Source organism: Saccharibacillus endophyticus (assembly GCF_013185185.1).
Lineage (GTDB): Bacteria > Bacillota > Bacilli > Paenibacillales > Paenibacillaceae > Saccharibacillus > Saccharibacillus endophyticus.
In genome coordinates this window covers 1-26,487 of sequence record NZ_JAAZWE010000002.1, presented here as the reverse complement: position 1 = coordinate 26,487, position 26,487 = coordinate 1, and the positions used below count along the sequence as shown (strand labels likewise).

Annotated in this window: 19 protein-coding genes and 1 rRNA gene; 10 read left to right on the top strand and 10 right to left on the bottom strand. The window is 52.3% G+C overall.

Features of this window, described 5'->3' with window-relative positions; translation table 11 throughout:
• Positions 1-73 precede the first annotated feature (73 nt).
• Complete coding sequence (locus HRQ63_RS05985) at positions 74-1,048, top strand: CobW family GTP-binding protein (RefSeq protein ID WP_172240721.1); 975 nt, start codon at positions 74-76, stop codon at positions 1,046-1,048.
• 97 nt (positions 1,049-1,145) lie between these two features.
• The gene (locus HRQ63_RS05980; protein ID WP_172240719.1) at positions 1,146-1,490 is read left to right on the top strand and encodes a four-helix bundle copper-binding protein; all 345 of its coding nucleotides are present in this window, start codon (positions 1,146-1,148) and stop codon (positions 1,488-1,490) included.
• 247 nt (positions 1,491-1,737) lie between these two features.
• Here HRQ63_RS05980 and HRQ63_RS05975 read toward each other — a convergent pair whose 3' ends face one another.
• The 3 genes from HRQ63_RS05975 to HRQ63_RS05965 form a co-directional block, all read right to left on the bottom strand.
• Positions 1,738-2,646: a carbohydrate ABC transporter permease gene (locus HRQ63_RS05975; protein ID WP_172240717.1), complete on the bottom strand. Its 909-nt coding sequence runs from the start codon at positions 2,644-2,646 to the stop codon at positions 1,738-1,740.
• Positions 2,646-3,593 (bottom strand): carbohydrate ABC transporter permease, encoded by a 948-nt coding sequence (locus tag HRQ63_RS05970; RefSeq protein ID WP_172240715.1) that lies wholly within the window; start codon positions 3,591-3,593, stop codon positions 2,646-2,648. Before HRQ63_RS05970 ends, HRQ63_RS05975 begins: the two co-directional genes overlap by 1 nt.
• 97 nt (positions 3,594-3,690) lie before the next feature.
• A complete protein-coding gene (locus HRQ63_RS05965; protein WP_229714257.1) occupies positions 3,691-5,010 on the bottom strand; it encodes an ABC transporter substrate-binding protein in 1,320 nt (439 codons plus the stop codon).
• A 620-nt stretch (positions 5,011-5,630) separates the two neighbouring features.
• Here HRQ63_RS05965 and argS point away from each other — a divergent pair.
• A complete protein-coding gene (gene argS / locus HRQ63_RS05960; protein ID WP_229714286.1) occupies positions 5,631-7,301 on the top strand; it encodes an arginine--tRNA ligase in 1,671 nt (556 codons plus the stop codon).
• Positions 7,302-7,569: 268 nt separating this feature from the next.
• The gene (locus HRQ63_RS05955; RefSeq protein ID WP_172240699.1) at positions 7,570-8,505 is read left to right on the top strand and encodes an S-layer homology domain-containing protein; all 936 of its coding nucleotides are present in this window, start codon (positions 7,570-7,572) and stop codon (positions 8,503-8,505) included.
• Between the two features lie 440 nt (positions 8,506-8,945).
• Here HRQ63_RS05955 and HRQ63_RS05950 read toward each other — a convergent pair whose 3' ends face one another.
• The 3 genes from HRQ63_RS05950 to HRQ63_RS26150 form a co-directional block, all read right to left on the bottom strand.
• Positions 8,946-11,081 (bottom strand): ABC transporter ATP-binding protein, encoded by a 2,136-nt coding sequence (locus tag HRQ63_RS05950; protein ID WP_172240696.1) that lies wholly within the window; start codon positions 11,079-11,081, stop codon positions 8,946-8,948.
• Positions 11,071-12,843: an ABC transporter ATP-binding protein gene (locus HRQ63_RS05945; protein WP_172240693.1), complete on the bottom strand. Its 1,773-nt coding sequence runs from the start codon at positions 12,841-12,843 to the stop codon at positions 11,071-11,073. The genes HRQ63_RS05950 and HRQ63_RS05945 overlap by 11 nt, the downstream gene beginning before the upstream one ends.
• A gap of 177 nt (positions 12,844-13,020) precedes the next feature.
• A complete protein-coding gene (locus HRQ63_RS26150; protein ID WP_268239487.1) occupies positions 13,021-13,143 on the bottom strand; it encodes a hypothetical protein in 123 nt (40 codons plus the stop codon).
• Positions 13,144-13,421: 278 nt separating this feature from the next.
• On the opposite strand from HRQ63_RS26150, the gene HRQ63_RS05940 reads away from it, so the two are divergent.
• Positions 13,422-13,715 carry a HesB/YadR/YfhF family protein gene (locus tag HRQ63_RS05940; protein ID WP_172240690.1) on the top strand — a complete coding sequence of 98 codons (294 nt, stop codon included), beginning with the start codon at positions 13,422-13,424 and terminating at the stop codon, positions 13,713-13,715.
• Positions 13,716-13,782: 67 nt separating this feature from the next.
• On the opposite strand, the gene HRQ63_RS05935 is transcribed toward HRQ63_RS05940, so the two are convergent.
• Positions 13,783-14,289 (bottom strand): hypothetical protein, encoded by a 507-nt coding sequence (locus tag HRQ63_RS05935; protein ID WP_037282165.1) that lies wholly within the window; start codon positions 14,287-14,289, stop codon positions 13,783-13,785.
• 93 nt (positions 14,290-14,382) lie between these two features.
• On the bottom strand, positions 14,383-15,390 hold the full coding sequence (locus tag HRQ63_RS05930) for a YpdA family putative bacillithiol disulfide reductase (RefSeq protein WP_172240687.1): 1,008 nt from the start codon (positions 15,388-15,390) through the stop codon (positions 14,383-14,385).
• 659 nt (positions 15,391-16,049) lie between these two features.
• Here HRQ63_RS05930 and rsgA point away from each other — a divergent pair.
• Positions 16,050-17,093 carry a ribosome small subunit-dependent GTPase A gene (gene rsgA / locus HRQ63_RS05925; protein WP_371873240.1) on the top strand — a complete coding sequence of 348 codons (1,044 nt, stop codon included), beginning with the start codon at positions 16,050-16,052 and terminating at the stop codon, positions 17,091-17,093.
• 14 nt (positions 17,094-17,107) lie between these two features.
• Here the strand turns inward: rsgA and HRQ63_RS05920 are convergent, their stop codons facing one another.
• A complete protein-coding gene (locus tag HRQ63_RS05920) occupies positions 17,108-18,334 on the bottom strand; it encodes a carbamoyl phosphate synthase small subunit (protein ID WP_172240684.1) in 1,227 nt (408 codons plus the stop codon).
• An 821-nt stretch (positions 18,335-19,155) separates the two neighbouring features.
• Here HRQ63_RS05920 and HRQ63_RS05915 point away from each other — a divergent pair.
• The 3 genes from HRQ63_RS05915 (at position 19,156) to odhB (ending at position 24,479) form a co-directional block, all read left to right on the top strand.
• The gene (locus HRQ63_RS05915; RefSeq protein WP_172240681.1) at positions 19,156-20,028 is read left to right on the top strand and encodes a PPK2 family polyphosphate kinase; all 873 of its coding nucleotides are present in this window, start codon (positions 19,156-19,158) and stop codon (positions 20,026-20,028) included.
• A gap of 268 nt (positions 20,029-20,296) precedes the next feature.
• Entirely contained in the window at positions 20,297-23,179 is a 2,883-nt protein-coding gene (locus HRQ63_RS05910) for a 2-oxoglutarate dehydrogenase E1 component (protein WP_172240678.1), read from the top strand.
• Positions 23,180-23,183: 4 nt separating this feature from the next.
• Positions 23,184-24,479, top strand: coding sequence for a 2-oxoglutarate dehydrogenase complex dihydrolipoyllysine-residue succinyltransferase (gene odhB, locus HRQ63_RS05905; RefSeq protein ID WP_172240675.1), 1,296 nt, complete (start codon positions 23,184-23,186; stop codon positions 24,477-24,479).
• Between the two features lie 109 nt (positions 24,480-24,588).
• On the opposite strand, the gene HRQ63_RS05900 is transcribed toward odhB, so the two are convergent.
• Positions 24,589-25,698 (bottom strand): AI-2E family transporter, encoded by a 1,110-nt coding sequence (locus HRQ63_RS05900; protein WP_172240672.1) that lies wholly within the window; start codon positions 25,696-25,698, stop codon positions 24,589-24,591.
• 712 nt (positions 25,699-26,410) lie between these two features.
• Here HRQ63_RS05900 and HRQ63_RS05895 point away from each other — a divergent pair.
• Positions 26,411-26,487, top strand: a 16S ribosomal RNA gene (locus tag HRQ63_RS05895); the annotation flags it as partial.

Genomic DNA, 26,487 nt, shown 5'->3' with positions numbered 1-26,487 from the left:
TAGTAGACTCAATCCTCGGGCACGCGCTTCGCGATTAAACATTTCAATCCACGCATACAGGAGGTATACATAGATGAATAAGGTTGTACCGGTATATTTGCTGTCCGGTTTTCTGGGCAGCGGCAAGACCACGTTACTTCAAAAGTTGGTTGCCTATTGGCAGGGGCAAGGCTTAAAACCCGGCGTCATCATTAACGAACTGGGCGACGTGAATTTGGACGGCATGCTGGTCGACTCCGAGGTTCCGACAGCGGAGCTGCTGGGCGGCTGCATTTGTTGTACCGTGCGCGAAGACTTGGCGGGAGAGCTGGCGATGCTGGTGGAGCGGGATCGGCCGGATGTGGTATTGATCGAAGCTACCGGCGCTGCCAATCCGATCGATCTGCTGGACTCCGCGACCGAAACGGCGATGTATGCGGGGATCGATATCAAAGGATTGATCACCGTAGCCGACGCCGCTCACCTATTGGAGATGTATCGCAATCGCGGAGGACGCACGTATGCTCTGATGCAGGATCAGATTCGCTGCGCATCCGTGATCATTTTGAATAAAATGGACCGGGTCAGCGAACAGGAAGCCGAAGAGCTTGAGCGAGCGATCGCGGAATGGAATGCGTATGCTCCCGTGATCCGCGCGATTCGCTGCGAAGCGGACTTTGAAGCGTTATTGAATATTGGCTTTGCGGCAGAGCGAGTAGAGAACGGCCCTTTAAAAAAGACGCCGGGCGGACGCTTCGATATGCTGGGTTCCGGGCATGAACACGTGACTTCGTATACGCATCGTTTCAAAAATCCGGTAGACAGCGAACGGTTTGAAGCGCTGATTTCTTCGCTGCCGCGTGAAATTTATCGGGCAAAAGGATTATTGACGTTCTCCGATACCGCAAGTCGTTTCTTGTTCCAATATGCTTTCCGGGAACTTGATTTCATTAAAGTTACGCCTCAGGGTAAGTTGGATGATATGGCGGTATTTATCGGCGAACATTTTTCGGCCGCCGAGCTGCGCGAGAAGCTGGAAGCGTTAGAAGCAGAAGAAGCGCAAGCATAAGCAAGTAGGCGGCGAGGGTTTCAATTTTGTAATCTTTCGGGTAATGAGGATCATCGAAGGCTGACAAGCCTCAACCTACAACCGGGAGGAATACAACATGACCCAATTGACCGTGACTACATATAAAGAGTGCATCGACGCCTGCATCCGCTGCATGAACGTCTGCAACGTCAGCTACGTTTCGAGCCTGAAAGGCCTTGATATTTTCGAACTTCGCGAATGCCTGAGACTGGACCGCGAATGCGCGGACCTGTGCGGCGTGGCCATTCAAGCCATGACGCGCAACAGCCCGTTCGTGGCCGAAATTTGCGAACTGGTCGCGAAAGCTTGCGACGCTTGCGCCGACGAGTGCATGAAGCACAAGCACGAACATTGCCAAGAATGCGTAGAAGTATGCCGGGAGTGCGCGAGCATCTGCCGTAGCGTGCTGGTGACGGCTTAAATTTCGACTCGTTGGAGCGGCTGCGGGAGAAATTGCCAGCATACGCTTCCGAAGTGTATAGAAATTTACGTCAAAAGACCGCTTCGTCTGAAGCGGTCTTTTTTTGCATAGGTAAAGAAAGATCGGTCTTTTTCATTCGAGTCGGCAGTCGAATAGAAATCGCGTTAAATATGAAAAGCTTCGACAGGGGAATATCCTGTCGAAGCTTTTTTTAAAGCTGTAATGGCGAGACGGTGCGTCGATGCTTTTAACCTTTCGTTCCCGCGGTCAAATTCATGCCTTCGATAAAATACTTTTGGAACAGGAAGAACAGGATGATGACGGGGAGCAGGACGATCACGGAACCGGCCATCAAGTAATTCCACTGCGTCTGCACGCTGCCGCGGAAGGATTGCAGGCCGATCTGCAGCGTGTAGAGGACCTCGTCGTTCACGTAAAGCAGGGGGCCGAGGAAGTCGTTCCAGGCGCCGTTGAAAGCGAAGACCGCGATGGCGGCGAGAGCGGGCTTGGACAACGGAATCACGATTCTCGCCCAGATGTACAGATGGTTCGCGCCGTCGATTTTCGCGGCTTCGGTCAGTTCTTTGGGGATGCCCATATAGAACTGCCGCAGCATGAAGATGTAAAAGGCGCTGCCGAGAAACTGCGGGATGATCAGCGGGTAATACGTGCCGACCAGATGCAGTTTGGAAAACAGCACGTACTGCGGAATCAGCGTCACGAAGCCGGGAATCATCATCGTGGCCAGCAGCACGGAGAACCAGAACCTTTTGCCTCTGAACGCGATGCGGGCGAAGCCGTAGGCGATGAACGAATTCATGAGTACGTTGCCGACGACCGCGAAAAAGGCAAGCATCAGCGTGTTGAACGCGTACAGCGTAAACGGAGCGGCCTGCCACGTATGCACGTAATTTTCGAAATGAAATTCGTTCGGGATGAACGTCGGCGGATACTGCGCGATTTCCTGCGGCGACTTCAGCGAGGTGGAAATCATCCACCACAGCGGCAGCAGAAACAGCAAGCTTCCGACCGACAGCAGAACGAAAAGGAAAACTTCGCGCGGCTTCATGCGGCGTTTGCGGACCGGAACGTTATAAGCGTCGATCGGCTCGCCGGATTTTCTTTTTCCTGTCGAGGAAAGGGCCGGTCGTCCCATCAGTCATCGCCTCCTTCGTAATACACCCAGCGTTTGGACATGCGGAGGTTGATCAGGGTCAGCACCAGCACGATCACGAACAGCACCCAAGCCATCGCCATCGCGTAGCCCATATTGAACAGTCCGAAAGCCTGGTTCCACATGTAAAGGTTATAGAACAGCAACGACCCCATCGGGCCTCCGTTGCCGCTGTCGGTCATGACGTAGCCTTCCTGGAAAATTTGGAATCCGCCGATAAAGCTCGTCACCACGTCGAAAAAGATAACCGGAGAAATCATCGGCAGCGTGATATGCCAGAATCGCCGGAACGCGGACGCGCCGTCCAGTTTGGCCGACTCGTACAGCTGCGACGGAACGCCTTGAAGACTGGCGAGATACAGCAGCATGCCGCCGCCGACGCTCCACAGCTTCATCATGATGATCGCCGGTTTCGTCCACATCGGATCGCTCAACCAAGCGGGACCGGGAATGCCGGCCCAACCGAGCATCGTGTTGATCAAGCCCGTCGACGGGTTCAGCAGCTGAATCCAAAGAAAATAAACGCCTACGCCCGACAAAACGGCCGGCAGATAATAGATCGTGCGGAACACGCGCATGCCGGCGATCTTTTCGTTCAGCATCAGCGCCAGCAGCACCGAGCCGATCGTCGTCAAAGGCACCATCAGCGCAACGTAATACAGCGTGTTATACAGCGATTTCCAAAACAGCGGATCGTCCGCGAACATGCGCGCATAGTTGTCGATACCGATAAAATTCATGCGCGACGTGACGTCGTAATCGGTAAAGCTGCCGTAAAGCGAAAACAGCATCGGAAACAGCGTGATGCCGAACAATCCGATCAACCACGGCAGAATGAATAGGTAGCCTTGAAGCTCTTCGCGGCGCGCGAGTTTGGACAATTTTTTGCGAGCGTTTTTCGGTGCCCGGGCCTGCGCGGTCGTTTTCATCGCGAGCCTCCTTCGTTAAGGGTAAAAGAGAGCCGCCTGACGGCCGAGGCCGAAGCGGCTCCCGTGAAACGGAGCGGTCGAGGATGCGTTTTCGGTCTTATTGGTTTTTCGACATCAAAGCTTGAACGTCTTTTTCCGCGCCTTCCAATGCCTGTTCCGGCGTTTCTTTATCGAGGAACACGGCGTCCGTATGCGGATTGATCAAATCTTTATAGCCGGAAGCGCTGAGCGGCACCTGGAATACTTTCGTATCGGCAAGGTTTTCGACGGATGCTTGGTATACCGGATTTTCGTTCGCTTCCGGATCTTCGGCCGCTTCGATATTCGCGACGTTGTCGAAGTTTTCCATGGCCCAGTATTTTTGCGCGTCGACGTCGGTCAGATATTTGATGAATTCCCAAGCTTCTTCGGGATGAGCGGCGCCTTTGGGAATTTCGACCACGAAGCCGCCGCCGCTGCTCCAGTGACCCGAACCGGCTTCGCGCTCGGGAATCGGGGCGACGCCGATATCGAGATCCTGGCCGAACTCCTCGATCTGCGTGTTATAGGTGCCGGTCTGGATATACATGGCGACTTTGCCGGAGATGAACGGATCGCTGACGCCGCTGCCGAAATCGGCTTTCATCGCGTCCACCGTTTGCCGTCCGAGCCGGTCCTGCCAAGATTTCAGCCATTCCAGCGTCGCGACTTTGCCCGGCGTGTTGATGGCGGCCTGGTCGCTTTCGTCGAAATAACCGTTCCCGCCGTCGCCGTTGATCAGCCAGCTGTCGACGCCGAAATCGCCCCACAGCGGATAGAAGCCGACCTGCTCGTATCCGTTTTCGGATTTCTTGTCGAGTTTTTGCGCGTACTCCTCCAGCTCTGCCCACGTTTGCGGAGGCTGTTCGGGATCGAGTCCGGCTTCGCGGAACGCTTCTTTATTGTAATAAAGCAGGCGGGTGTCCGTATTGAACGGAAGCGCGTACGCTTTGTCCTCGTACAGCACGTTGTTCCAAAGTTCGGGATAGAACCGGCTTTCGATATCATCTTCGGCCAAATAGCTCGAGAGATCGGTATTTTGATTTTTGCTCGCGCGCAGGTTGACGTCGGCGTAATCGTTGACGATCACGTCCGCGGGATTGCCCGCCGCGATGGAAGCCAGGTTTTTGGTCCAGATATCGCCGAACGGAAGATATGTATGTTTGACCATGATCCGATCCTGCGATTGGTTGAAATCGTCGATGATTTTTTCGATGATCGGGCGTCGGGTTTCCGAACCCCAAAATGTCCAGAAATCGAGCGTGACCTTCGGTTCTTCGCCGGTAGCGGCCGTCGGCGTGCCGGAAGAAGAACGGGATTCGGGCGTGCAGGCGGCAAGCAGCAGCAAGAGCGATACCGCAACCAGTGCCAAAGGATAAACGAAACGTTTCTTTTTCAAAACTATGACTCCTCCTCGTGTTGAATGAAGATGTGTGCTTGCTGGACAAGCCATTTAGACGCAGCAGCGCCCTTATATCTTAAACGACCCTGTATTCGTTGAACCCGGTTAAGCGGCCGAGTTGGTAAAAAAATAATATTTTCAAATGTAATCAATCACCGGTAAAAAATGAAAGATTCGATTCCGGCTTGCTTCTCTCGGTTCGACGCTCTATAATGGCAAAAAGACGGATCGAACCGCCCGGCGGAATTCGGTCTTTTTTCAGACAATGTCTTTGAACGGGAGAGTATCCGAGTCAGCCATAGCGGAAACAGCGAGCCGGGGAGGTGGAAGCCGGCACTGCGGCAGTCGGAGAAGCGCACCCGGGAGACGTCGATTCGAACGAGTGCCCGGCAAATGCAGGGGCGTTTCCGCGTAGATTCGACCGGTTACGGCGCCGTTATCGCCGATCGAGAGGTTCGCGCCGGTTTCGTTACGAAACGGCAGAGGACTACAAGAGTGGTACCGCGGGAATTCAAGCTCTCGTCTCTTTATGAGGCGAGGGCTTTTTTGCGCGTTTTTCCATGACAACCAAGGAGGAGAAAAGGATGAGTTTAGCACGGATCGGAGCAGAACTGGACATGTTATTGGAATGGGAAAAAGGAACGGCGGAGCCCATGTTGGAGCTGCCGCCGAATCCGGAATTGGGGGATGCCGCTTTTCCTTGCTTCGCGTTAGCCAAAAGCCTTCGCAAAGCGCCGCAGCAGATCGCGTCCGAGTTGGCGGAGCGTTTTAAACTGGAAGGAACGGAAGCTTCGGCCGCAGGGCCTTACCTGAATTTTCGACTCGATCGCTCGTTTCATTCGGTCGCGCTGCTGTCGCAGGCGGAAGGAGGAACCGCCGCTCCCAACGGAGAGACCGTCGTGATCGATATGTCTTCGCCCAATATCGCCAAGCCGTTCGGCGTAGGCCATCTGCGTTCGACGGTCATCGGAGCTGCTTTATACCGAATGTACAAGGAGGCGGGGTATCGCGCGGTCAGCGTCAATCATTTGGGCGATTGGGGCACGCAGTTCGGCAAACAGATCACGGCTTATAAGCGTTGGGGCAGCGAGGAACGTTTGAAGGCCGCGCCGATCCGCGAATCCTTGTCCCTTTATGTTCGATTCCACGACGAAGCCGAAAACGATCCGACGCTGGAGACCGAAGCGCGCGATTGGTTCCGCCGGTTGGAAAGCGGAGACGAAGAAGCGTTGAACCTTTGGCGGTACTTCGTCGATGTGAGCATGAGCGAGTTTGACCGGATGTATGAACGCTTGGGCGTCTCGTTCGATAAAGTACTGGGCGAAAGCTTTTACAATGATAAAATGGGAGCCGTCGTCGAGGAGCTGCGAGCCGAAGGGCTGCTGGAAGAAAGCGAAGGCGCGCAGGTCGTCCGGCTGGGTGACGCGAACATGCCGCCTTGCTTGATCCTGAAATCCGACGGCACGACGATTTATCCGACGCGCGATTTGGCGACTGCCATCTATCGGCACGACGTGCTGGAAGCGGATAAGCTGCTGTACGTGGTCGGCGCGGAGCAAACGCTGCATTTCCGGCAAGTGTTCGCGGTGTTGCACAAAATGGGGCGGGATTGGGCATCGGCTTGTCAGCATATCCCGTTCGGCTTGATGAAATTCGAAGGGAAAAAGATGTCGACGCGCAAAGGCAAAGTCGTCTTTTTGGAAGAGGTATTGGACGAGGCCGTAACGCGAGCAACTGCAATTATTGAAGAAAAAAATCCGCAACTGCAAAATCGCGAGTCTGTTGCCGAAGCGATCGGGATCGGAGCCATCGTGTTTGGAGATCTGAAAAACAACCGGATCGGCGAGATCAATTTCTCGATCGAAGAAGCCGTGCAATTCGAAGGAGAGACCGGACCTTACGTGCAGTATACGCATGCCCGGGCGCGGAGCGTACTGCGTAAAGCAAAAGCCGAAGGCATCGAAGCGAACGGCGGAACCATAGACCCGGATACATTGAAAAAACGGACATCGTCATACGAATGGGACGAAGCATCCTGGGAATTGCTCAAACGCTTGTGCGATTACGCAACAGAGCTTCACCGCGGCGTGCAGCGCCACGAGCCTTCGGCCATTGCGCGCTATGCGCTGGATTTGGCTAAACTGTTCAACCGCTTCTACCATCATAACAAGGTGCTCAGCGCTGCGGCAGGAGATAAGGAGATTCGCCTGGAACTAACCCGCTTGGCCGCCGAGAGACTTCGTTGGGCACTGAATTTACTCGGCGTTCGTTCGCCGGAAGAAATTTAATGATCATTTTATAGTCATTTATCTTCACCTTCAGAAAAAGTCCTGTTCGTAACCGAAACTAAAGCGAAGGGAGAAATTCAGTGAAAAACGCCTTTGAACTCGTAAAGCCGAAGGCTTTATGAGTGAAACAGCGTTTTGAACGAATTTCTCCCGCAGCTTCGGTTACCGGTTTTCCGAACAGGACTTTTTCTTTTCCCTGCAACCTTTTCGAAACACGCTGCGTCTGGAAGGGTGAGAAAGAGAAAATCATACAAGAGGTGACCCAACCATGAAAAAGACAGTAAAAGCTTGTGCAGCTCTGGTAATGGCAGGATCGTTCGCATTCGCAGCATCGGCATCCGCGTACAGCGACATTCAAAACGAAGATAACGCCAAGATCGCTCAATCCTTGCAGCAGATGGGCGTGATGAAAGGAATCGGGCAAGATCTTTTCGCTCCTTCGGTCGATCTGACCAATGCTCAAGCCGTTCAATTGATCGTGAACGCTTTCGGCCTTGAAACGGACCCGGGCGTGGATTACATTCCGGTCCCTTCTTTCAACAATGACGCTTGGTACGCTCCGGCTTATGAAGCTGCATTGCACAACGGCATCAAGACCGTAACTAAAACGGATTCGGTCAGCGCAAAAATGACTCGTGAACAATTCGCAAGTCTGCTCCTTGAAGGTATCAACACGACAGGCCAATATCCGACGACTAAAATGTACATTTTCTTCGACGACGAAAAAGAATTCACGGGCGACCATCTGGGCGCGATCCAAACGCTCGGCAACATGCGCATTATTTCTCCCGGCGGCGAATTCCGTCCGCAAGACCCGATCACTCGGATGGAAGCCGCGGAATTGGTGTATAATGCGATTGAGTTCATCAATAAAGTCGGCGGAGACAACGGCAATGTCGGCGAAGGAACGGAGGTAACGGAAGTGGGCGTGACAACAGCGAAAGAAGCCGACGGACGGGTGAAAGCAACGTTGAAAGCTTCGCTGCCGAATCCGGGCTACGGTTTGAAAATCGACGATGTGAAATACGAAGGCGGCAAAGCGACGATCCAATACAGCATTACCAAGCCGGAATCGGGCATGATGTATCCGCAGGTGATCACGGACGCGGAAGTCTCGACGTATCTGACGGGTACGCCTTCGGAAGTCGTGGCTGAACAAACGGGCGGAGAAACAGGCGCTTCGGACGCGAAACTATTAAAATAAGAGTTTAGGCAAAGCAAAGAGCGCTCCGATTCGGGGCGCTCTTTTTGTTTGGGTAAGTCCTGTTCGTTGAAAAGGCGTGGGGGCGCCGGGGAAACTTCGTTCCGGTCGCGTGTTGAACTTGGGAAGCTGAATTTAATTTGAATAAGGGCGCTTCCCAAGTTCAAAGGCGAACGCTAATAGCATAGGCTTCCGAAGTGCATTTCTTCGAAATGCTTCACCTACACTGAAGTTTCCCCTATGCCTGGGTAGCCTATTCAAAGCGTAGAACTTACCAAACAAAAAGCGCTCCCGTCGGGAACGCTTTTTGTTTGGCCTAATGAGGGCAGGGAAGAAGAGATAAAACCAATGAGAACACACTTCATAAAGATTGAAAGCAAGTCGAGACAAGTCGTTTATCGCTCATCGAATCCAATCGATAACCGACCTGCCGACTTTACTTCTTAATCTCCGTTCGCTCCGCCGAAAGCAGGGCGGGCTTCGAAGCCGGAATCGGGTTTTCCGGTGACGGGAGTGATGGAATCGCCGCCGCCTTGTTGAAGCTGGTACATCTGGAAGTAACGGCCGCCTACGGCCATCAGTTCGTCATGGTTGCCGCGTTCGACGATTTCGCCGCGGTGAAGAACCATGATTTGGTCTGCGCTGCGGATCGTGGACAAGCGGTGGGCGATGACGAAGGTGGTGCGGCCTTGTTTCAGAACATTCAGGGCGGATTGGATCAACGCTTCGGTCTCGGTATCGATATTGGCGGTCGCTTCGTCCAGGATCAGGATCGCCGGGTCGAAAGCGAGTGCGCGGGCGAACGAGATCAATTGGCGTTGGCCTGCGGACAACGTGCTGCCTTTTTCGATAACCGGTTCGTCGAAGCCGCCGGGAAGATCGGACAAAATCTTGTCTGCGCCGACTTCTTTAAGGGCTTGTTCGACGCGTTCTCGGCTGATCCGTTCATCGCCCAGACTGACATTGGACGCGATCGTGCCGGTGAACAGATACGGGTCTTGCAGCACGATGCCCATATGCTGACGGATATGCTGCTTCGGCAGATCGCGAACGCTTTGACCGTCGATGGTGATCGTGCCTTTTTGCGGATCATAGAAGCGGAACAGCAGATTGATGATCGAGCTTTTACCGGAGCCGGTATGACCGACCAAGGCGACCGTTTGTCCTTGCTTCGCTTCGAACGAAATGTTTTTCAATACATAATCTTTGTTATAGGCAAAAGAAACATTGTCGAAAGCGACGTTTCCTTTGTAGCGCGGCATGCCGCCGTCGGTGACGTTCTCGCCTTTTTCATCCAGCAATTCGAACACCCGCCCTGCGGATACCATGGCGGAGTCGAGCGCGGCCAGTTGGTTCACCATGCCGGTAATCGGCTGGAACAGACGACCGAGAATGTCGACGAACGCATACAGGGCCCCCAACGAGATAATGGATGCGGCACCGTCGATGGTCGAGGAGCCGAAGTACCAGATGACCACGGTAAACGCGATATTGCGCAGCACGTTAACCAAGTTGTGGGACGTGAACGAGTTCAAATTCAGCATTTTGTTCTGATGCTTCATGTAATCGCCGTTCAATTCTTCGAATTCGGCTTCCGTTTGCTTTTCCCGACGGAAAACGCGAATGATCGACATCCCTTGGATCGATTCGTTGATGATCGCGTTCAGCTCGCTCAGGCGCGAGCGAATGATCGTGTTGTATTTCGTCGCGACTTTGCGGTACAGATAGATCCACAGAATAATCAACGGAACGATGAACAGCGAAACCGCCGCAAGGCGCGGGTCGAGAATGAACAACGCCACATAAATTCCCGTGATATACACGATTCCCGTCGTAAAGTTGGACAGTACGGCAATGAACAGGTCTTTTACCGCTTCCGTATCGTTGGTGACGCGCGAGACAACCTTGCCGGCCGGCAGGTTATCGAAAAAGTTGACCGGAAGCCGCTGAATCTGCGCGTACAGATCAAGGCGAAGCTTCTGGATGACCCGGTTGGCGGACGATTGGAGCCAGTATGTTTTACCGAACTCCATCACGATCGAGATCGCCAGGAACAGCAGATAGAGCAAGACGAGATTGATGATGCCCGGAATTTCCGGCGAATAAAAGTCGAATAGCTCTTCTTTGGATAACTGCTGTGCCGGATACGTATCCGTGCCGCTGTTTGTCCGAATAGACAACGTGCCGTCCGCAAAGCTGCGATCGCCTTCGGGCGTCGTTACGGGTTCATCGACAAATACGAAACTTCGCCCGACTTGGAGAATGCGAACCTCTTCGCCTCGGGTTTCGCCTTCCGCGAATCGGTCGCCGCGTTTATAATAGGCACCCTGATAAGCAACCGCGTCTTCGCTTGCTTCGGCGGTTTGATAATGAGGATTTTCGATCCCCATCATATGATCGTCGATCATCATTTTGGCGATGAACGGACTGGCCAGTTCGGCACCGACGCCGATCGCAAGCGCGATGATGGCTGCGATAAAGGTTCCTTTTGCAGCCAGAGCGTATTGAAACAACCTTCGCGCGGTTTGTTTTTTGGGCGTCGAAGAAATGTTCTCGGGTCGTTCGGAATTATACTCCATGATCGTTTTGCACCTCCTCGGAGGAGAGATTGGATTCAACCTGCTGCCGTTCGAATTGTTCGCGATACCAGCCGCCCAATGCGACAAGCTGGGCATGCGTGCCTTGTTCGACGATGCGTCCTTTTTCCAGCACGACGATATGATCGGCATGTTCGACGGCAGACAAACGGTGAGTCGAGATCAGCGTTGTTTTACCCGCACGCTTCTCGCGGATATTTTGAATGATGCGGGCTTCCGTCCGTGCGTCGACGGCAGACAGCGCATCGTCGAGAATCAGAATCTGCGGCTCGGCGATAAAAGCGCGTGCCAGAGAAACGCGTTGCTTTTGGCCGCCCGAGAGTGAGACGCCGCGTTCCCCGACTTTGGTTTCCAGGCCGTCGGAGAGCGTTTCCAGATCGCCTTCGAAAGCAGCCGTTCGGATCGCTTCCATAATCTCGGTCTCGTCCGCATCCGATTTTCCGTAACGGATATTTTCGCGAACCGTTTTGGAAAAAAGAATTTGTTCCTGCGGAACATAACCGATCCAGCTATGCAGACGATCTTTGCTTAGCGATTCGATCGAGGTATCGGATAGCAAAATGTCGCCCGTCCCTGTCGGATATTCGTGCAAGAGCTGCTTGAGCAGGGTAGACTTGCCGCTGCCCGTACGCCCGACGACGCCCAGCGTTTGTCCGGCACGGAGCTTCAGGTTGACATGCTCCAGATTATCGACGGTCGACGTCGGATAACGGAACGTGACGTCGCGGAACTCGATCGTATCGGGAGCGGCGACGTCGGTCGGATTCTGCGGGTCTTGGATATCGGCTTTGGTGAACAAGACCTCATTGACGCGATCCAGGGAAGCCCCGCCGCGCTGCATGATATTAATCAGCTCGCCGATTGCGAACATCGGCCAGATCATCATGCCCAGATACATATTGAACGTGACCAGGTCGCCGAGCGTCAGCTCGCTGCGGAACACCAGATAGATGCCGTACGCAAGACCGATCAGATAGCTGAGACCGACGCAGAGCCGAATATAAGGTTCGAATACGGCGTCTACGCGCGCGACGGCCAGATTCTTTTTATACACGTCGTTGGTGATGTCGGAGAAGCGCTTCTCGTCATGGCGTTCTTGTACATAGGCACGGATGACGCGAATGCCGGCTACCGATTCGAGGACCTGGTCATTCATGTCGCCGAAGGAATCTTGGGCAACGGTGTAGCGCTGATGAATGATTTTGCCGTAGATGCTCATGCCGATCGCGATGAACGGAAGAGGGATCAAGGCGGCGAGCGTGAGCTTCCAACTGACGATAAAGCCCATGGCGAGCAGTACAGTCAATAGAAAAAGGGTCGAGTCGGTCAGCGTCAGCATCCCGAATCCGGCCGTCATGGCGACGGCGCGCAGGTCGTTGGTGGCGCGAGCCATCAAATCGCCGGTCCGATTCCGTTCGAAAAACGGAGGCGTCATGCGCAGCAGGTGAGCCATGAAGCGGCTGCGCAGCAGGCGTTCCACCAAGTTGGAGCCGCCGAACAGTTGGCGCATCCATATGTACGTGATTCCGTACATGATGACAAGCAGGGCCAAGATGCCACCGATGTACATGAACAAACGCTCGGTCGTGATCAGTCCGCCGGCGATATCGTCGACGGCGATACCGATCAGCCGCGGAGGCAGCAATTCGATCACGCCGACGATGACGAGGAAAAATATGCCGATCAGATAACGTCTTTTTTCCTGCCGGAAAAACCAGCCGAGGTTGCGAAGGACGGAAAACATTCCATCACTTCCTTTCTTCGTTACGATAGATTTACCAATCAAATTTGCGAAAAACCGCAAAAAAAGCATATCGCGGTGCGCGATATGCTTTAAAAACGATTCATATAGCGGACGATAGGACAAAACCAATCGTCGCATTTTTTTGGCCTTGCGGGGCAGAACCCGAATCGCGAACGATCAGGAATTGCGTGCCGGAAGACAACGGACGGAAGCTTCATCGATATGAAGTTGGGAAAGGGCGCGCAGCGGACGATAAACATCTTGAGTGCGAACGGCAAAGCTTTCCTTGAACGTAGACATCGAATTCACTCCTTCCTAATTTTGATGATCGCAAAATGATCTCGTATGCTCCCGATTTTAGCACCGCCTCTCAGAAAAAGTCAACGAAAAAGTTTTAGATTGTGAACGAAATGTGAACGTGAATGAACGCGAACAGGAGTCGCCACCAAGAAAACGTAATGAAAAAAGGTTGAAAGCAAGCATTTTGATTTGTAGGAGGAACTTTTCTGCGGTATGATGAATAGGGAAAAGGGACGCGTCTGAACCGTCCCGCTATCGCGCGAAGGAGGGAACCCAATATGAGTCTCAATGTCACGCAGCAAGCCGCAGACTGGTATAAGAAAGAGCTGGGTCTGCAATCGGGTGATTATATTCGCTTTTATGCCAGATACAGTAACACTAGCGACATTCATCCGGGATTTTCGCTCGGGATTGCGACCGAGACGCCAAGCAGTCCGGGGCTGACGCAGTCGTCGGAAGGCATCACGTTTTACATGGAGGAAAAGGATCTCTGGTATCTCGACGGTTACCGTTTGAACGTGACGTATTTGCCGGAGCATGACGATATCTTGTACGCTTACGAGCAGGAGTAAGAACAAAAAAAGACGAACGAACCGATATATTCGGTCGTTCGTCTTTTTTTGCGCAGAGTCCGGTCGGTTACAGATGCGCCGTGCCTTCCAGTGCAAATTCGAAGTCGTCGATATCGAAAACTTGAATAGGTACCGCGGCTGAAATGATCCGTTGGATCATTTCAAGCTGGTCGGTCAGAACGGGCGCTTCTTCCTTAAGCGAAGAAAGCAGGACTTCCGTTTCGATCGGATCGAACAGTTCGCCGTAATGCGCATTATCGACGGCGTTGATTACGCTGAGTTTAATCTGGTCGCCCAGCAAGATCGGCGCGCTTTTCGCCCAAGGAATCGTAAGTGCCTTCTGAATTTTTTTCTTGTTCAGCGGTTCCTCGAAGTAAGCGATCAGTTCTTTTACTTTTTCTTTGACGTGTTGGTCGTCGCCCGGCTCGTTCATCAGCGGCTCCGCACCTTCTTCGAATTCGTAAAGTTCCAGTACGGTCGTGTACGGAACGATATATTCGACCGGACGGTTCGCCGAGAGCAATTGCCCGTAGATGGCGACCATAACGGCTTCAATGACAAAACGTTGAGACATAAATAGCGGTCCTCCTAGCGGCCTGGCAACCCTTTTGCAATCAGCCCGGCCAAATCCTGTATGTGGGAAGTATAGCACAAGCGGACGGCGAAATCAGCCTTTTGCGGAGTTTTCCTGCGCATTTGCCCGCTTGGCGATATGATCGGCGATCAACCCGCCGTGCAGGCGTCCGCTCTCGATAAACACCTCGTTGGCATTGCGGCCGGAAGCGATGACGCCCGCTACGTACAGACCCGGCACGCCCGTTTCCATCGTTTCCGCATCAAATACGGGCTTATCCAGATCATCCGACATTTGAGCCCCGGCTTCCGTCAGCAGCTTGCGATCCGGACGGAAGCCGGTCATGGCAAGCACGAAGTCGTTGTGAATGCGCGATTCGGTCTCGGGTCCTTGCACAACGACGTAATCTTCGCCGATTTCGGTCAGCTTCGAGCCGAGATGCAGCGTAATCTTGCCTTTGGCGATCATTCCTTCGAACAGCGGACGCACCCAAGGCTTGATATGCCGGGAAATTTCGGTCCGGCGATAGATCATATCGATTTTGGCTCCGACGCGGATCAGCTCCAGCGCGGCATCGACGGCGGAGTTGCTGCCTCCGACGATCGCCACGTTCATGCCCGCATACGGGTGCGCTTCGCGGAAATAGTGAGTGACTTTGTCTTTTTCCTCTCCGGGAATGCCGAGCTCGTTCGGATGGTCGAAATAGCCGGTGGAAACGACAACGCTGCCGGCGGCATATTCGCGTTCGTTGCCTGCGCGGTCGCGCGTCTCCACTTTGAAACTTCCGTCTTCCTGAGGCTTGATCGCCAGCGCTTCCTCGTAAGAGGAAATTCGCAAATCGTAACGATCCGCCACTTTGCGGTAGTAAGCCAACGCTTCATGACGAAACGGCTTTTCATTCGGCGAAGTAAAAGGCACATCGCCGATTTCGAGCAGTTCGGCCGTGCTGAAAAATTGCATATTCGTCGGATACAGATAAATCGAGTGGACCACATTATGTTTTTCGATAATCCGTACAGACAACCCGCGGCGGCCGCACTCGATTGCGGCGGATAGTCCGCAAGGTCCTGCTCCGATAATCAGAACGTCTTCTTTTTCCATGATGGCTGCTGGTTCCCCCTTGATTGTATGTGTAAGCTGCAATTGTCGCTGCCTGCGTCGCGCGGACGGCGCTCCTGTTTATTATCGCGCAAAGCGGTCGCTTCGTCCAACAAGCCTGCTATAAAGCTTGTTTGGGTCTTGAGAAAAAAGCCTTGACAATCTATTTTACGCTCCGCTAGAATGAGTGGCAAATACTGATGAAGGGAGAGATGAGCTATGGGAACTTTACATTCGATTGTTATTAGAGGTCGCAAGCTCTCTCCAAGATCAGTGATACGGACGGATTGCACGCGTTCTTAATCTTGTTTATCAAGAGTTCGAACATGGGCGCTTCGCAGCGTATATGCTGACCGATGCTGCCTGTTGCGGATTTTTGCGCGGGCTCAGGCAGCCGGGGAGAGTTCTCTCCCCGGCTTTTTTGCGTGGTTTGCCGGATGGATTGGAATGGGGAGAGAGTCGTTGAGTCATTTTGAATACAACCCAAATCCCATAAATTCGGAGGAATCATGAATAAAACTATGAAGAACAGTAACGAAATAACGAACAGTCGTACCAACACGCAAGACATGCAGCAAACAGAAATTTTAGTTGTAAAAACGACCGGAGAGCTCCTTTTTCCGGAAGCATACGGTTGGGATTCGTCTTGGCAGGAAGCATGGATGGCCGCCGGATTCGAAGCCGCAGGCCTGACTCCCGTTCGTATGACGGCCGACTTCGGGCAGCAGTTCAAAGTGGCGACGGCAGCAGGTGAATACACGGCGGAAACCAGCGGGAAAATGCGCCATTTGACGGAGCACGGCGCGGAACTTCCGGCTGTCGGAGATTGGTTGGCGGCTGAATGTTTACCGGGAGAGCGTCGGGCGCGCATTCATGGCGTTTTGCCTCGCCGCAGCAAAATTTCGCGCAAAGCGGCCGGAAATCCGGTTCGGGAACAAATCATTGCCACGAATGTCGATACGTTGTTTTTGGTTGCTTCGCTGAATTATGATTTGAATGTTCGTCGCCTTGAGCGGTATCTGATCATGGCCTGGAATGCGGGAACGCAGCCTGTCATCCTTTTAAGCAAAGCAGACCTGTGCGATGAATCGTTCCGTTTACAAGCCTTGTCCGAAGTGTCGCTGGCGGCTCCCGGTGTTCCGGTTCATATTGTCAGTGCGCAGACCGGCGAAGGAATGGAGCAAGTAGCGGGATACTTTGCGGGCGGACGCAGCTGCGCATTGGCGGGAACGTCGGGATGCGGCAAGTCTACATTGACCAACTACCTCGCGGGAGGACGCGTACAACGTACAAGCGACATTCGCGAGGACGACAGCCGCGGGCGGCATACGACGACTCACCGTCAGATGTTCGAGATTCCGGGCGGAGGCGTATTGATCGATACCCCCGGAATGCGCGAACTTCAGCTTTGGGAAGGCGAAGAGGACGGAATGTCAGGTGCGTTCTCGGATATTGAAAAGCTGGCCGGCAATTGCCGTTTCCGCGACTGCACGCATAACCGTGAAGAAGGATGTGCCGTCAGGGAGGCGATGGAGGACGGGGAGCTGGATTCCGGTCGTCTAAGCAGCTATCGCAAAACGCAGCGTGAGCTGGCTTTTCTGGAACGCAAAGAAAAAAGCCGTTCCGCTGCAGGTCGCAGTGCCGGAAACGGCAAACGGGACCAACGTAAGGAACGGCGCGATAAGACTTGGTTACATGAAGAATAATTCTAAATCTTGAGTCAAAACGCGGACGGAGCGAGCACTTTCTCCATAGGAGGAGTCGCGACGTCCGCTTCTTGGCGTTTTGCCTGTTGATGGGAAGCAACCGTGCGTGCACCTGTCATGGAAGCGGCTTCTCGCGACTTCGTCGTCGAGGAGACAAAGGGTGCGCGACTTGCTTTGAATTCATCAATCATTTGCAAGAACTCGTCAAACAGGCGATTGCTGTCCGTAGGTCCTGGTGCGGCTTCAGGATGGAACTGTACGGAAAAAGCAGGAGCGCTCTTATGTTTAAGTCCTTCTACGCTTCCGTCATTGTTATTGATATGCGTAATTTCAAGATCCGTATCGTCTAAAGTTTCTTCCAATACGGAATAGCTATGGTTTTGCGAAGTGATCAGGCAACGTCCTGAAGCTACTTCCTTGACCGGATGATTCGAACCGCGATGACCGAATTTGAGTTTCGTCGTATCCGCGCCTGAAGCCAGAGCGAATAATTGATGACCCAAACAAATGCCGAATAACGGAAGCTGACCGATCAGCTCGCGAACGGTCTGGATCGCTTGCGGTACGTCTTTTGGATCTCCAGGACCATTGGATAGCAGCACTCCGTCCGGATTATGACGATTAATTTCTTCAGCGCTCGATGTATGGGGGACAACGATCACGTCACAACCCCGATCGCCTAATTCGCGCACAATGCCCGATTTGCTGCCATAATCGATGACCACGACGCGTTGTTTGTTGCCCGGCACACGATAGGCGCGCGGCGTCGATACTTGGTTCACCTGATCATGTAGCGTCGCGGTAGCCTTCAACTGTTCCAACAGTTCTTCCGTGCTGGCCGATCCCGTCGTGATCAGTCCTCGCAGCGTCCCCCTGTTCCGCAAACGGCGAGTCAACATCCGCGTGTCGATATCGGAAATGCCCGGAATATCGTATTCCTTCAATAAGGTACCGAGGTCGTATTCGGAACGCCAATTGCTGGGTGCCGTCTCGTGACGACGTACCGCAAACCCATGAATCCAAGGGCGAATGGCTTCAAAGTCCTCGCGGTTAATTCCGTAGTTCCCGATTAGCGGTTGAGTCATCGTCACGATTTGCCCGCAATAAGAAGGGTCGGATAGGACCTCCTGGTAACCTGTAATCCCTGTATTAAAGACGACTTCACCGGTCATCTGTTTATCGCTGCCGAATGAAATTCCCGTGAATAATGTCCCGTCTTCCAATATTAATCTGGCTTTCATCGTCGTTCCCTCCCTGGGCTGCGCTTGTTTGTATGCGTAAGGCCTTTCGCCGTTGTTGACAAGTGTCAGGCAGGCATGGGGCTCTTCAAATTTTGTTTAATTAAATATACAATGAATAGAATAAATATGCAAACAATTCAATAAAAAAACGAACGTTGAGTCCGTTTTTTTACTTGCCCGTATTTATTGGCTTGGAGTTGCGCGCATCCGTCAAAATCCGAATGAAGGGCTTGGACGCCTTGATTGGGTTCTTTCAGAAGAGTGAGGGATGAACGGCTGACTCGGGTTCAAATCGGAAGCTTCATTATATTGATCTTTTACGCAATCGTATTCGACCAGAAATTGATGCGGGTTCGAACAATACGTGCATAAAGTATGACCTTCCATAAGCAAACGTCCCGGTTCTCGGGCGACGATCTTCATCCACGCTACAGCACCTTTGATATAGCGGTCGCTGTCGGGGCTGAAGGCTCCGGTACATTCAAAAGTCTGGAAGCAAGAACCACAGAGGCAATTTCGTTTTAAGAACATGACCGGATCTCCTTCTCTATAATTTTCGTTTTCCACTTTTTGTATAATCCTTGATAACGATCTGAGCAATTATTACCACGGGGCTTTTTTTTGAAACGATGCTTTGAAAATCCGATGCTCTTTTTCTGTTCTTCGCATCTTTGTTTGTAAACATGGCGGCAAAATGCCTAAAAACGGGTATTGATAAAAGGAGTATGCTACCTGTGTACGTTGACCGCCTTAAATTTATGAATCGAACGCAGTCAACGTACTTGTTACAACGGATCCTTGCGAAGGAGTGACATAAACCAATGAAGATAAAGACGCAGCTATGCACCGGAGAAAAGGTTCGCCTGGATCAGATCGCTACTGCTTATCCTACGGAAGACCGGCCTGATGAGACCGAAATCGCTCACCGAAAGAAGAAACTGAACCGCAAACTGGAACACCTGCAAGAAAAACTGTTCGCTTCCCGGAGCCATGCGGTGCTGTTTGTTTTTCAAGGGATGGATTGCAGCGGGAAAGACGGAACGATCAACCATGTCTTTTCCGAAGTGAATCCGCAAGGCGTGCTTACGCATAGCTTCAAAGCGCCGACGGACGAAGAAATGGAGCATGATTATCTTTGGCGTGCGCATCGGCATGTCCCGGGACGCGGCTATATTGCGGCATTCAATCGTTCCTACTATGAAGATGTACTCATTTCTCGCGTTCACGGTACCATCGAGGATAAGAAAGCAAAGAAGCGTTTCGCGCAAATTAACGATTTCGAGAACATGCTGACGGAAAACGGGATCGTCGTCGTTAAAATCTTTTTGCATATTTCGAAAGGCTTCCAATTGGATAAGTTGATTGCCCGTATCGAAAATCCGAACAAAAACTGGAAGTTCGATCCCAGCGATCTGGCAGAACGCAAGCACTGGGACAAATACCAGGCCTGCTACGAAGATGTTTTGACCGAATGCGCGAGCTCCGATCTGCCATGGCACGTCGTGCCTGCCGACGATCGAGCGATGCGTGATCTGGCTGTGCTTCGTATAGCGGTGGATACTTTGGAAAAGCTTGATCTTGAATTTCCGCCTCCGGTTCCCGAATTGCAAAACCTTCTGCCCGAACTGTACGATGAACGGGATAAAGAGGCCGGAAACAGCAAGAAAAGCAAAAACTCGAAGACGAAGAAATAAAGCAGGGCGAAACTCTTTTCGAATTGTAAAAAAAAGGAATCGACCGGGCGGTTTCACGAGTGACCGCAGCGTCGATCCAATCTGGGAAAAGCGAACGCTTACACGTGGCTGTAAGGTCAGTTAAAAATTTAGCAAGTAACGTGCCGAATAAATTGAACTCGCTAGCAAAAAGGGGTACAATCGAGAAGTAAACGCTTTGTTCACCAATTTGTAAAAAACTACTCAACTGGAATCGGCTTTTGCAAACACAAGACGGAGGGTGGCAGCGATGACGAAACAAATTTCGAGCGCGCATGAGCCATGGGAAAAGTATTACGGTCCGAACCTAGGATACGTACAGGAGCAATATGAGCGATATCAGGAGGATCCGGCATCGGTAGAAGCTTCCTATCGGGAGTTATTCGAACGCTTCGGCGCCCCGCCGCAGTATCGCGCTTCGAATGTCCCGGCTTCTTTCGAATCGGGAGGAACGGCCCTTGATTCGCAATCATTAAAGAAAGCGGTTGCAGCAAGCAAGCTGGTATGGAATATCCGTACCTACGGGCATTTGGCCGCCGACATCGATCCGATCGGATTGGATGAACAGCCTCAGGTGTCGTTCCTGGAGCCGAAAGAAGTCGGTTTGTCGGAGCAGGATCTCGCATCGCTTCCGGCATCGTTGATTTGGGAAGAAGCGCCGGAAGGCGTCGTGACGGGATTGGACGCGATTCGCAGGTTGCGGGAAGTTTACACCGGAACGACCGCTTACGAATTTTCGCACGTGCATGACGAAAAAGAACGCGATTGGCTGAATCAACGTGCCGAGCTGCAAACGGCTAATGGCGGATTGACGCCGGAAGAACGTACGGCACTGCTGGAACGCCTCGTACAGGTCGAGCAATTCGAGGAATTCCTGCATCGCACATTCGTCGGGCAAAAGCGTTTCTCCATTGAAGGGATCGATATGCTGGTACCCGTAATGGATGAACTTGTACGCGGGTTTTCCAAAGCGGGAGCGGAACATGTTCTGATGGGCATGGCTCACCGCGGACGTCTGAACGTGCTGGCGCACGTGCTCGGCAAACCGTACGGTCGAATTTTCTCCGAGTTTCACCATGCGCCGAACAAAGACCTGATGCCTTCCGAAGGCTCCATGGGGATCAATTTCGGCTGGACCGGGGACGTGAAGTACCATTTGGGCGAAAAAAGAGCGATCGGCGATGAAGGCAAAACGCGTCTGACGCTTGCGAATAACCCGAGTCACTTGGAATACGTAGATCCGGTTGTCGAAGGCTTTGCGCGTGCGGCACAAGAAGACCGCAGTCAGCCCGGCTATCCGAAGCAGAACACCAATAGCGCGGCGTCGATTCTGGTACACGGCGATGCGGCTTTCCCGGGTGAAGGCGTTGTCGCAGAGACACTGAACTTCAACCAGCTTCCGGGCTATCAAAACGGAGGAACGGTACATATCATTGCCAACAATCGGCTTGGTTTTACCACCGAAAGCGGCGATTCCCGTTCCACGCATTACGCAAGCGATTTGGCGAAAGGCTATGAAATTCCGATTGTTCACGTTAATGCCGACGATCCGGAAGCTTGCATTGCCGCCGTTCGTCTGGCCTGCGAGTATCGCATGACGTTTAAAAAGGACTTCGTTATCGATCTGATCGGCTATCGCCGTTACGGTCATAACGAGACGGATGATCCGGAAACGACCCAACCGCTGATCTATAAAAAGGTCAGAGCCCATGATACCGCTGCGACTATTTTTTCAAAAAAATTGCATAAAAGCGGTTTGATTGGCGAGCGGGGCCTTGAAGAGCTGCGCGAAAAGATCGTGGCTGTATTCAAGGAAGAATACGAACAGATGAAAAACGGCAAGCAGGGCGCAAGCAACCCGTTCCCGTTCGCTTCCAGCATCGACGAGACGCCTTTGGAATCGGTGAAAACGTCGGTCGAATTGGACAAGCTTCGTTCGATCAACGAAAATCTGCTGAAGCGTCCGGAGACGTTTAACGTCTATCCGAAGTTGGAGCGCATTTTGCAGCGTCGTTCCAACGCGTTCGACGATGGGGAAAAAGTAGACTGGGGACAAGCGGAGACGCTGGCCTTTGCGACCATCCTTTCGGACGGAACCCCGATTCGGATCAGCGGCCAGGACGTGGAACGCGCGACTTTCGCGCACCGCAACCTGGTCCTGCACGATTCGCAAACGGGAGAGACTTATTGTCCGTTGCATGAGCTGCCTGAAGCCAACGCTTCGTTCGCCATCCACAACAGCCCGTTGTCGGAGGCTTCCGTTATCGGTTTCGAATACGGCTACAATGTATATTCGCCGCAGACGATGGTGATTTGGGAAGCGCAGTACGGCGACTTCGCGAATGCCGGACAAGTTCTGCTTGACCAGTTCGTCATGCCGGGACGCTCCAAGTGGGCGCAAAAGTCGAGTCTGATCATGTTGCTGCCGCACGGTTACGAAGGTCAGGGACCGGAGCACTCCAGTGCAAGATTGGAGCGTTACCTGCAATTGGCCGGAGAAAACAACTGTACGGTCGTGAGCCTGACCAGCGCGGCGCAGTATTTCCACTTGCTGCGTAGACAAGCGGCGATGACAACCCGCGAAGATGCCAAGCCGCTTGTGGTGATGTCGCCGAAGAGCTTGATCCGTAATCCGCGCGTGGCTTCATCGGCTTCCGACTTCACGGACGGAAGCTTCAAACCGACCATCGAACAAGCGGGACTGGGCGACGCTCCGGATCGTGTGACTCGCGTGCTGATGTGCAGCGGCAAGATCGCGGTCGAGTTGGAAGACGCGATCGAAAAAGATACCGAAGCCGACTGGAGCTGGCTGCACATTCTGAGAATCGAGCAGCTTTATCCTTTCCCTGCGCGCGAAGTTTCCGAGTTCCTGGAACGCTTCGAGAATCTCCAAGAAATTTATTGGGTCCAAGAAGAACCGCATAACATGGGTGCATGGCGCTACATCGATCCGAACATTCGATCCGTGGCATCGAAAGGTGTTGAAGTGAGCTACACGGGCAGACCGGAGCGTTCCAGCCCGGCGAGCGGTTACCAACACATCCATACTTTTGAGCAGCAGAAGATCATTCAGACGGCCCTTGGCCAGAATCAGAATACGTCGAAAAAAAATCAAATGAGTTTGGGGAGGTAACGCCGTGAGCGACATTAAAGTACCGGAAATGGGAGAGTCCGTTACCGAAGGCACGATTCTGCGTTGGACGGTAGCGGAAGGCGACGCTGTTCAACAAGGCGACGTGCTGTTGGAGCTGGAAACGGATAAAGTTAATCTGGAAGTCAGTGCAGAATCCAGCGGTTTGATCGAGACGCGTTTGCGTCAAGAAGGCGATACGGTTCAAGTCGGCGAAGTAATCGGCCGTATCCGTACCGGAGACGCCGCGTCTTCGACGACAGGAACGGCTTTCGCGCCGAAAGGCGAAGAAAGTCCTGCTGCCGCGGCCGAAGCATCGGCTCCGTCGGCTTCGCTGCCGGAAAGCCCGAAAGCCGCGGAGGCCGTTAGCCCACCTCCTGCGGAAAGCAGCGACACCGGCACCAAAGCTTCGCCGGCTGCGCGCAAGCTCGCTCGCGAACGCGGCGTCGAGCTCGGCAGCGTGCCGAGCGCGGACCCTATCGGTCGTGTCTACTCCGGCGACGTCAAATCGTTCGCCGAAGGCGCTCCGACCTCGCAACCTCAAGCGGCGCCGCAGCCTCCGGCTGCTCCGCCGAAAGCACCGGCGGCAATCGACCCTCTGAAGCCGGTCGAACGCCAACGCATGTCACGCCGCCGCCAGACGATCGCGACGCGCCTTGTCGAAGCTCAGCATAATGCAGCCATGCTGACGACGTTCAATGAAGTCGACATGACCGCGATCCTGGATGTACGTAAACGTCGGAAAGACAACTTCAAGCAAAAATTCGATGTAAACCTCGGCTTCATGTCGTTCTTTACTAAAGCAGTCGTTGGCGCGCTTAAAGCGTTCCCGGCGGTTAATGCGGAGATCGACGGCGATGAAGTGGTTTACAAAAAATTCTATGATATCGGTATTGCCGTATCTGCCAAAGAAGGCCTGGTTGTTCCGGTCGTTCGTAACGCGGATCGCCTGGGCTTCGCCGAAATCGAGAAATCGATCGCCGGACTGGCTACAAAAGCGCGTGATAACCAATTGGCGTTGTCCGATCTGCAAGGCGGCACATTTACAATCACAAACGGTGGCGTCTTCGGTTCACTGTTGTCCACGCCGATCCTGAACGCGCCTCAAGTCGGTATTCTCGGTATGCACAAGATTCAACTACGCCCGGTAGCGATCGATGCAGAGCGTATGGAGAATCGTCCAATGATGTATATCGCCCTCTCTTACGATCACCGGATCATTGATGGCTCGGAAGCGGTAAGATTCCTTGTAAAAGTGAAGGAACTGCTGGAAGATCCGGAAAGCTTGTTGATTGAGAGCTAAAACTTGATGTTCGAATCAAATGCGCAATAAAGAAGATCCCGTTCGAACCTCGCGGTCGAACGGGATCTTCTTGTGCGCGGATATGCCCGATAAGGGTAATCGTACTCTTTTAATGAAGATCCGGACGCGTTAACTTTGAACTCCGATAATATCGGTACAGATGAATCGCTACGATCTTTACAACCATATAGGAAGGAATAACGATCAAAATAGCAATGAACCCGCCGATCGCACCTCCGCTTAAGAGCAGAAACACCGTAGTTAGCGGATGGATATCCAACGCAGAACCATAAATCATCGGCGATAGTAAGTTGTTGCGCAGCATTTGTCCCAGAACGATGACGACAATAATCCAGATCACAGAAGCCGGAGAATCGATGAAACCGACAATCACAACAGGAATGGCTCCGAGATATACGCCGATATAAGGGATCATGTCGGTCAAAATAATGAACAACACCAGCAGAAGCGGATACGGAACGCCTACAATAAGGAAGCCGATCAAGTCAAAAACGCCTACGCAAGCCGCAAGCAGAACACGTCCGACAATAAATCCGCTTAATGCTGCATCAATGTCTTTGGCCATAGTCCGGAAAGTAGGGCGGATTTTCATAGGAGCCGCTTTGAGTAAAAAAGCATATCCTTTACGGTCGTCTTTCAGCATAAAGTAAAGAATCATGGGAACTGTGGAGATCACAAGGAAAACCCAAGCTACCGTGGACAACGCGCTCGTCAGCGAGTTGCTGATTGAATTCAGTACATTTTCAAGATAACCGGATAGCTGCTGCGGAATATCAATTCCTACATCTATGTCATTAATCCGTGTTCCCCAAATTTCTTGTTCCTGAACTTTAAGCATCAACGATTGCAGCTGGCTGGAAAAGTTCTGCGCGAGTTGAGGGAGGTTGTCGCTGAAGTTCAGAAATTGCGAGCGCAGAATGGGCCACACCCAAATTGAAAAACCTGCAAATACCCCAACCGCAACTGCATACAGCATTAAAATCGACCACGGACGCTTGATACGCCAATCGTTCAGCTTCCGAATGATAGGCCTAAATAAGTAATAAAGAAAAAGCGACATCACGATAGGAAAAAAGATTAAACTGAAAGCGGCTTTGAGCGGTGCGATGATGCTGGGAATCTGAGTAAGCAAAAATAGAATGATTAAAACAAAAATGATATGTAGGCTGGTTCGCATAAAGCGATCGGATCTAAACATGAGAGCCTCCTTTAAACAAAATATGAGAAAATAAGACGGATTAAAATGAAAGCGTTTCAATTTGGACGATATTGGATTATTACTATACTAGGCGCTCTTATGTTGTCCACTGTAATCCTCTTATTATTATAACCTAAGTAGGAAGCAACGATTATAGGTTTACACTTGTAAATATTCTGATATAGTAGCAAAGTAAATTTGATAAATAGAAATTGCTTGCTATGTAACTTTGAGCGTGGTATAGTCTGTAGACGGCCTTGAGAGAGCGCCGGTGCGGTTCGAACAAGTGAGCGGGTCAACATGAGATCGAAAATGAAGCTTCAAACGAAGCTGAAAAAAAGATTTCAAAAAAGACTTGCAAAACGAAAACGAACATGCTAATATATAAGAGTTGCTGCTTCGAGCGAAACGCTGAACGGCAGAAACGAGAAACACGGTTTGCTCCTTGAAAACTGAACAGTAAGTGAGTCAGGAACGAAATTCTTAAACCCCAACCGGGCAATAAGAATTGTAGTTCCCGCGATAAGCGAAGAGGTTTTAAATCTTTTGGCGGTTCGTGATAGAGAATATAGAGAATGAAAATTCTCGCCAACGTTTTAAACGAGCACATGGTGCTTTCTTTTAAAGCGAAGACCGAAGGGATCGCTTAGTCGATTGCTCTTGCCCTTAGGGGTCAGGCAATCGAGACGCGGTCGCGAAAGTGTTCGCGACTTTAATGGAGAGTTTGATCCTGGCTCAGGACGAACGCTGGCGGCATGCCTAATACATGCAAGTCGAGCGGGGTGTTTT

Bases quoted from the DNA above. Each gene is read 5' to 3' on its own strand.
- HRQ63_RS05985 (WP_172240721.1), top strand. From the start codon at position 74: ATGAATAAGGTTGTACCGGTATATTTGCTGTCCGGTTTTCTGGGCAGC.
- HRQ63_RS05980 (WP_172240719.1), top strand. From the start codon at position 1,146: ATGACCCAATTGACCGTGACTACATATAAAGAGTGCATCGACGCCTGC.
- HRQ63_RS05975 (WP_172240717.1), bottom strand. From the start codon at position 2,646: ATGGGACGACCGGCCCTTTCCTCGACAGGAAAAAGAAAATCCGGCGAG.
- HRQ63_RS05970 (WP_172240715.1), bottom strand. From the start codon at position 3,593: ATGAAAACGACCGCGCAGGCCCGGGCACCGAAAAACGCTCGCAAAAAA.
- argS (WP_229714286.1), top strand. From the start codon at position 5,631: ATGTTATTGGAATGGGAAAAAGGAACGGCGGAGCCCATGTTGGAGCTG.
- HRQ63_RS05955 (WP_172240699.1), top strand. From the start codon at position 7,570: ATGAAAAAGACAGTAAAAGCTTGTGCAGCTCTGGTAATGGCAGGATCG.
- HRQ63_RS05950 (WP_172240696.1), bottom strand. From the start codon at position 11,081: ATGGAGTATAATTCCGAACGACCCGAGAACATTTCTTCGACGCCCAAA.
- HRQ63_RS05945 (WP_172240693.1), bottom strand. From the start codon at position 12,843: ATGTTTTCCGTCCTTCGCAACCTCGGCTGGTTTTTCCGGCAGGAAAAA.
- HRQ63_RS26150 (WP_268239487.1), bottom strand. From the start codon at position 13,143: ATGTCTACGTTCAAGGAAAGCTTTGCCGTTCGCACTCAAGATGTTTAT.
- HRQ63_RS05940 (WP_172240690.1), top strand. From the start codon at position 13,422: ATGAGTCTCAATGTCACGCAGCAAGCCGCAGACTGGTATAAGAAAGAG.
- HRQ63_RS05935 (WP_037282165.1), bottom strand. From the start codon at position 14,289: ATGTCTCAACGTTTTGTCATTGAAGCCGTTATGGTCGCCATCTACGGG.
- HRQ63_RS05930 (WP_172240687.1), bottom strand. From the start codon at position 15,390: ATGGAAAAAGAAGACGTTCTGATTATCGGAGCAGGACCTTGCGGACTA.
- rsgA (WP_371873240.1), top strand. From the start codon at position 16,050: ATGGCCGCCGGATTCGAAGCCGCAGGCCTGACTCCCGTTCGTATGACG.
- HRQ63_RS05920 (WP_172240684.1), bottom strand. From the start codon at position 18,334: ATGAAAGCCAGATTAATATTGGAAGACGGGACATTATTCACGGGAATT.
- HRQ63_RS05915 (WP_172240681.1), top strand. From the start codon at position 19,156: ATGAAGATAAAGACGCAGCTATGCACCGGAGAAAAGGTTCGCCTGGAT.
- HRQ63_RS05910 (WP_172240678.1), top strand. From the start codon at position 20,297: ATGACGAAACAAATTTCGAGCGCGCATGAGCCATGGGAAAAGTATTAC.
- HRQ63_RS05900 (WP_172240672.1), bottom strand. From the start codon at position 25,698: ATGTTTAGATCCGATCGCTTTATGCGAACCAGCCTACATATCATTTTT.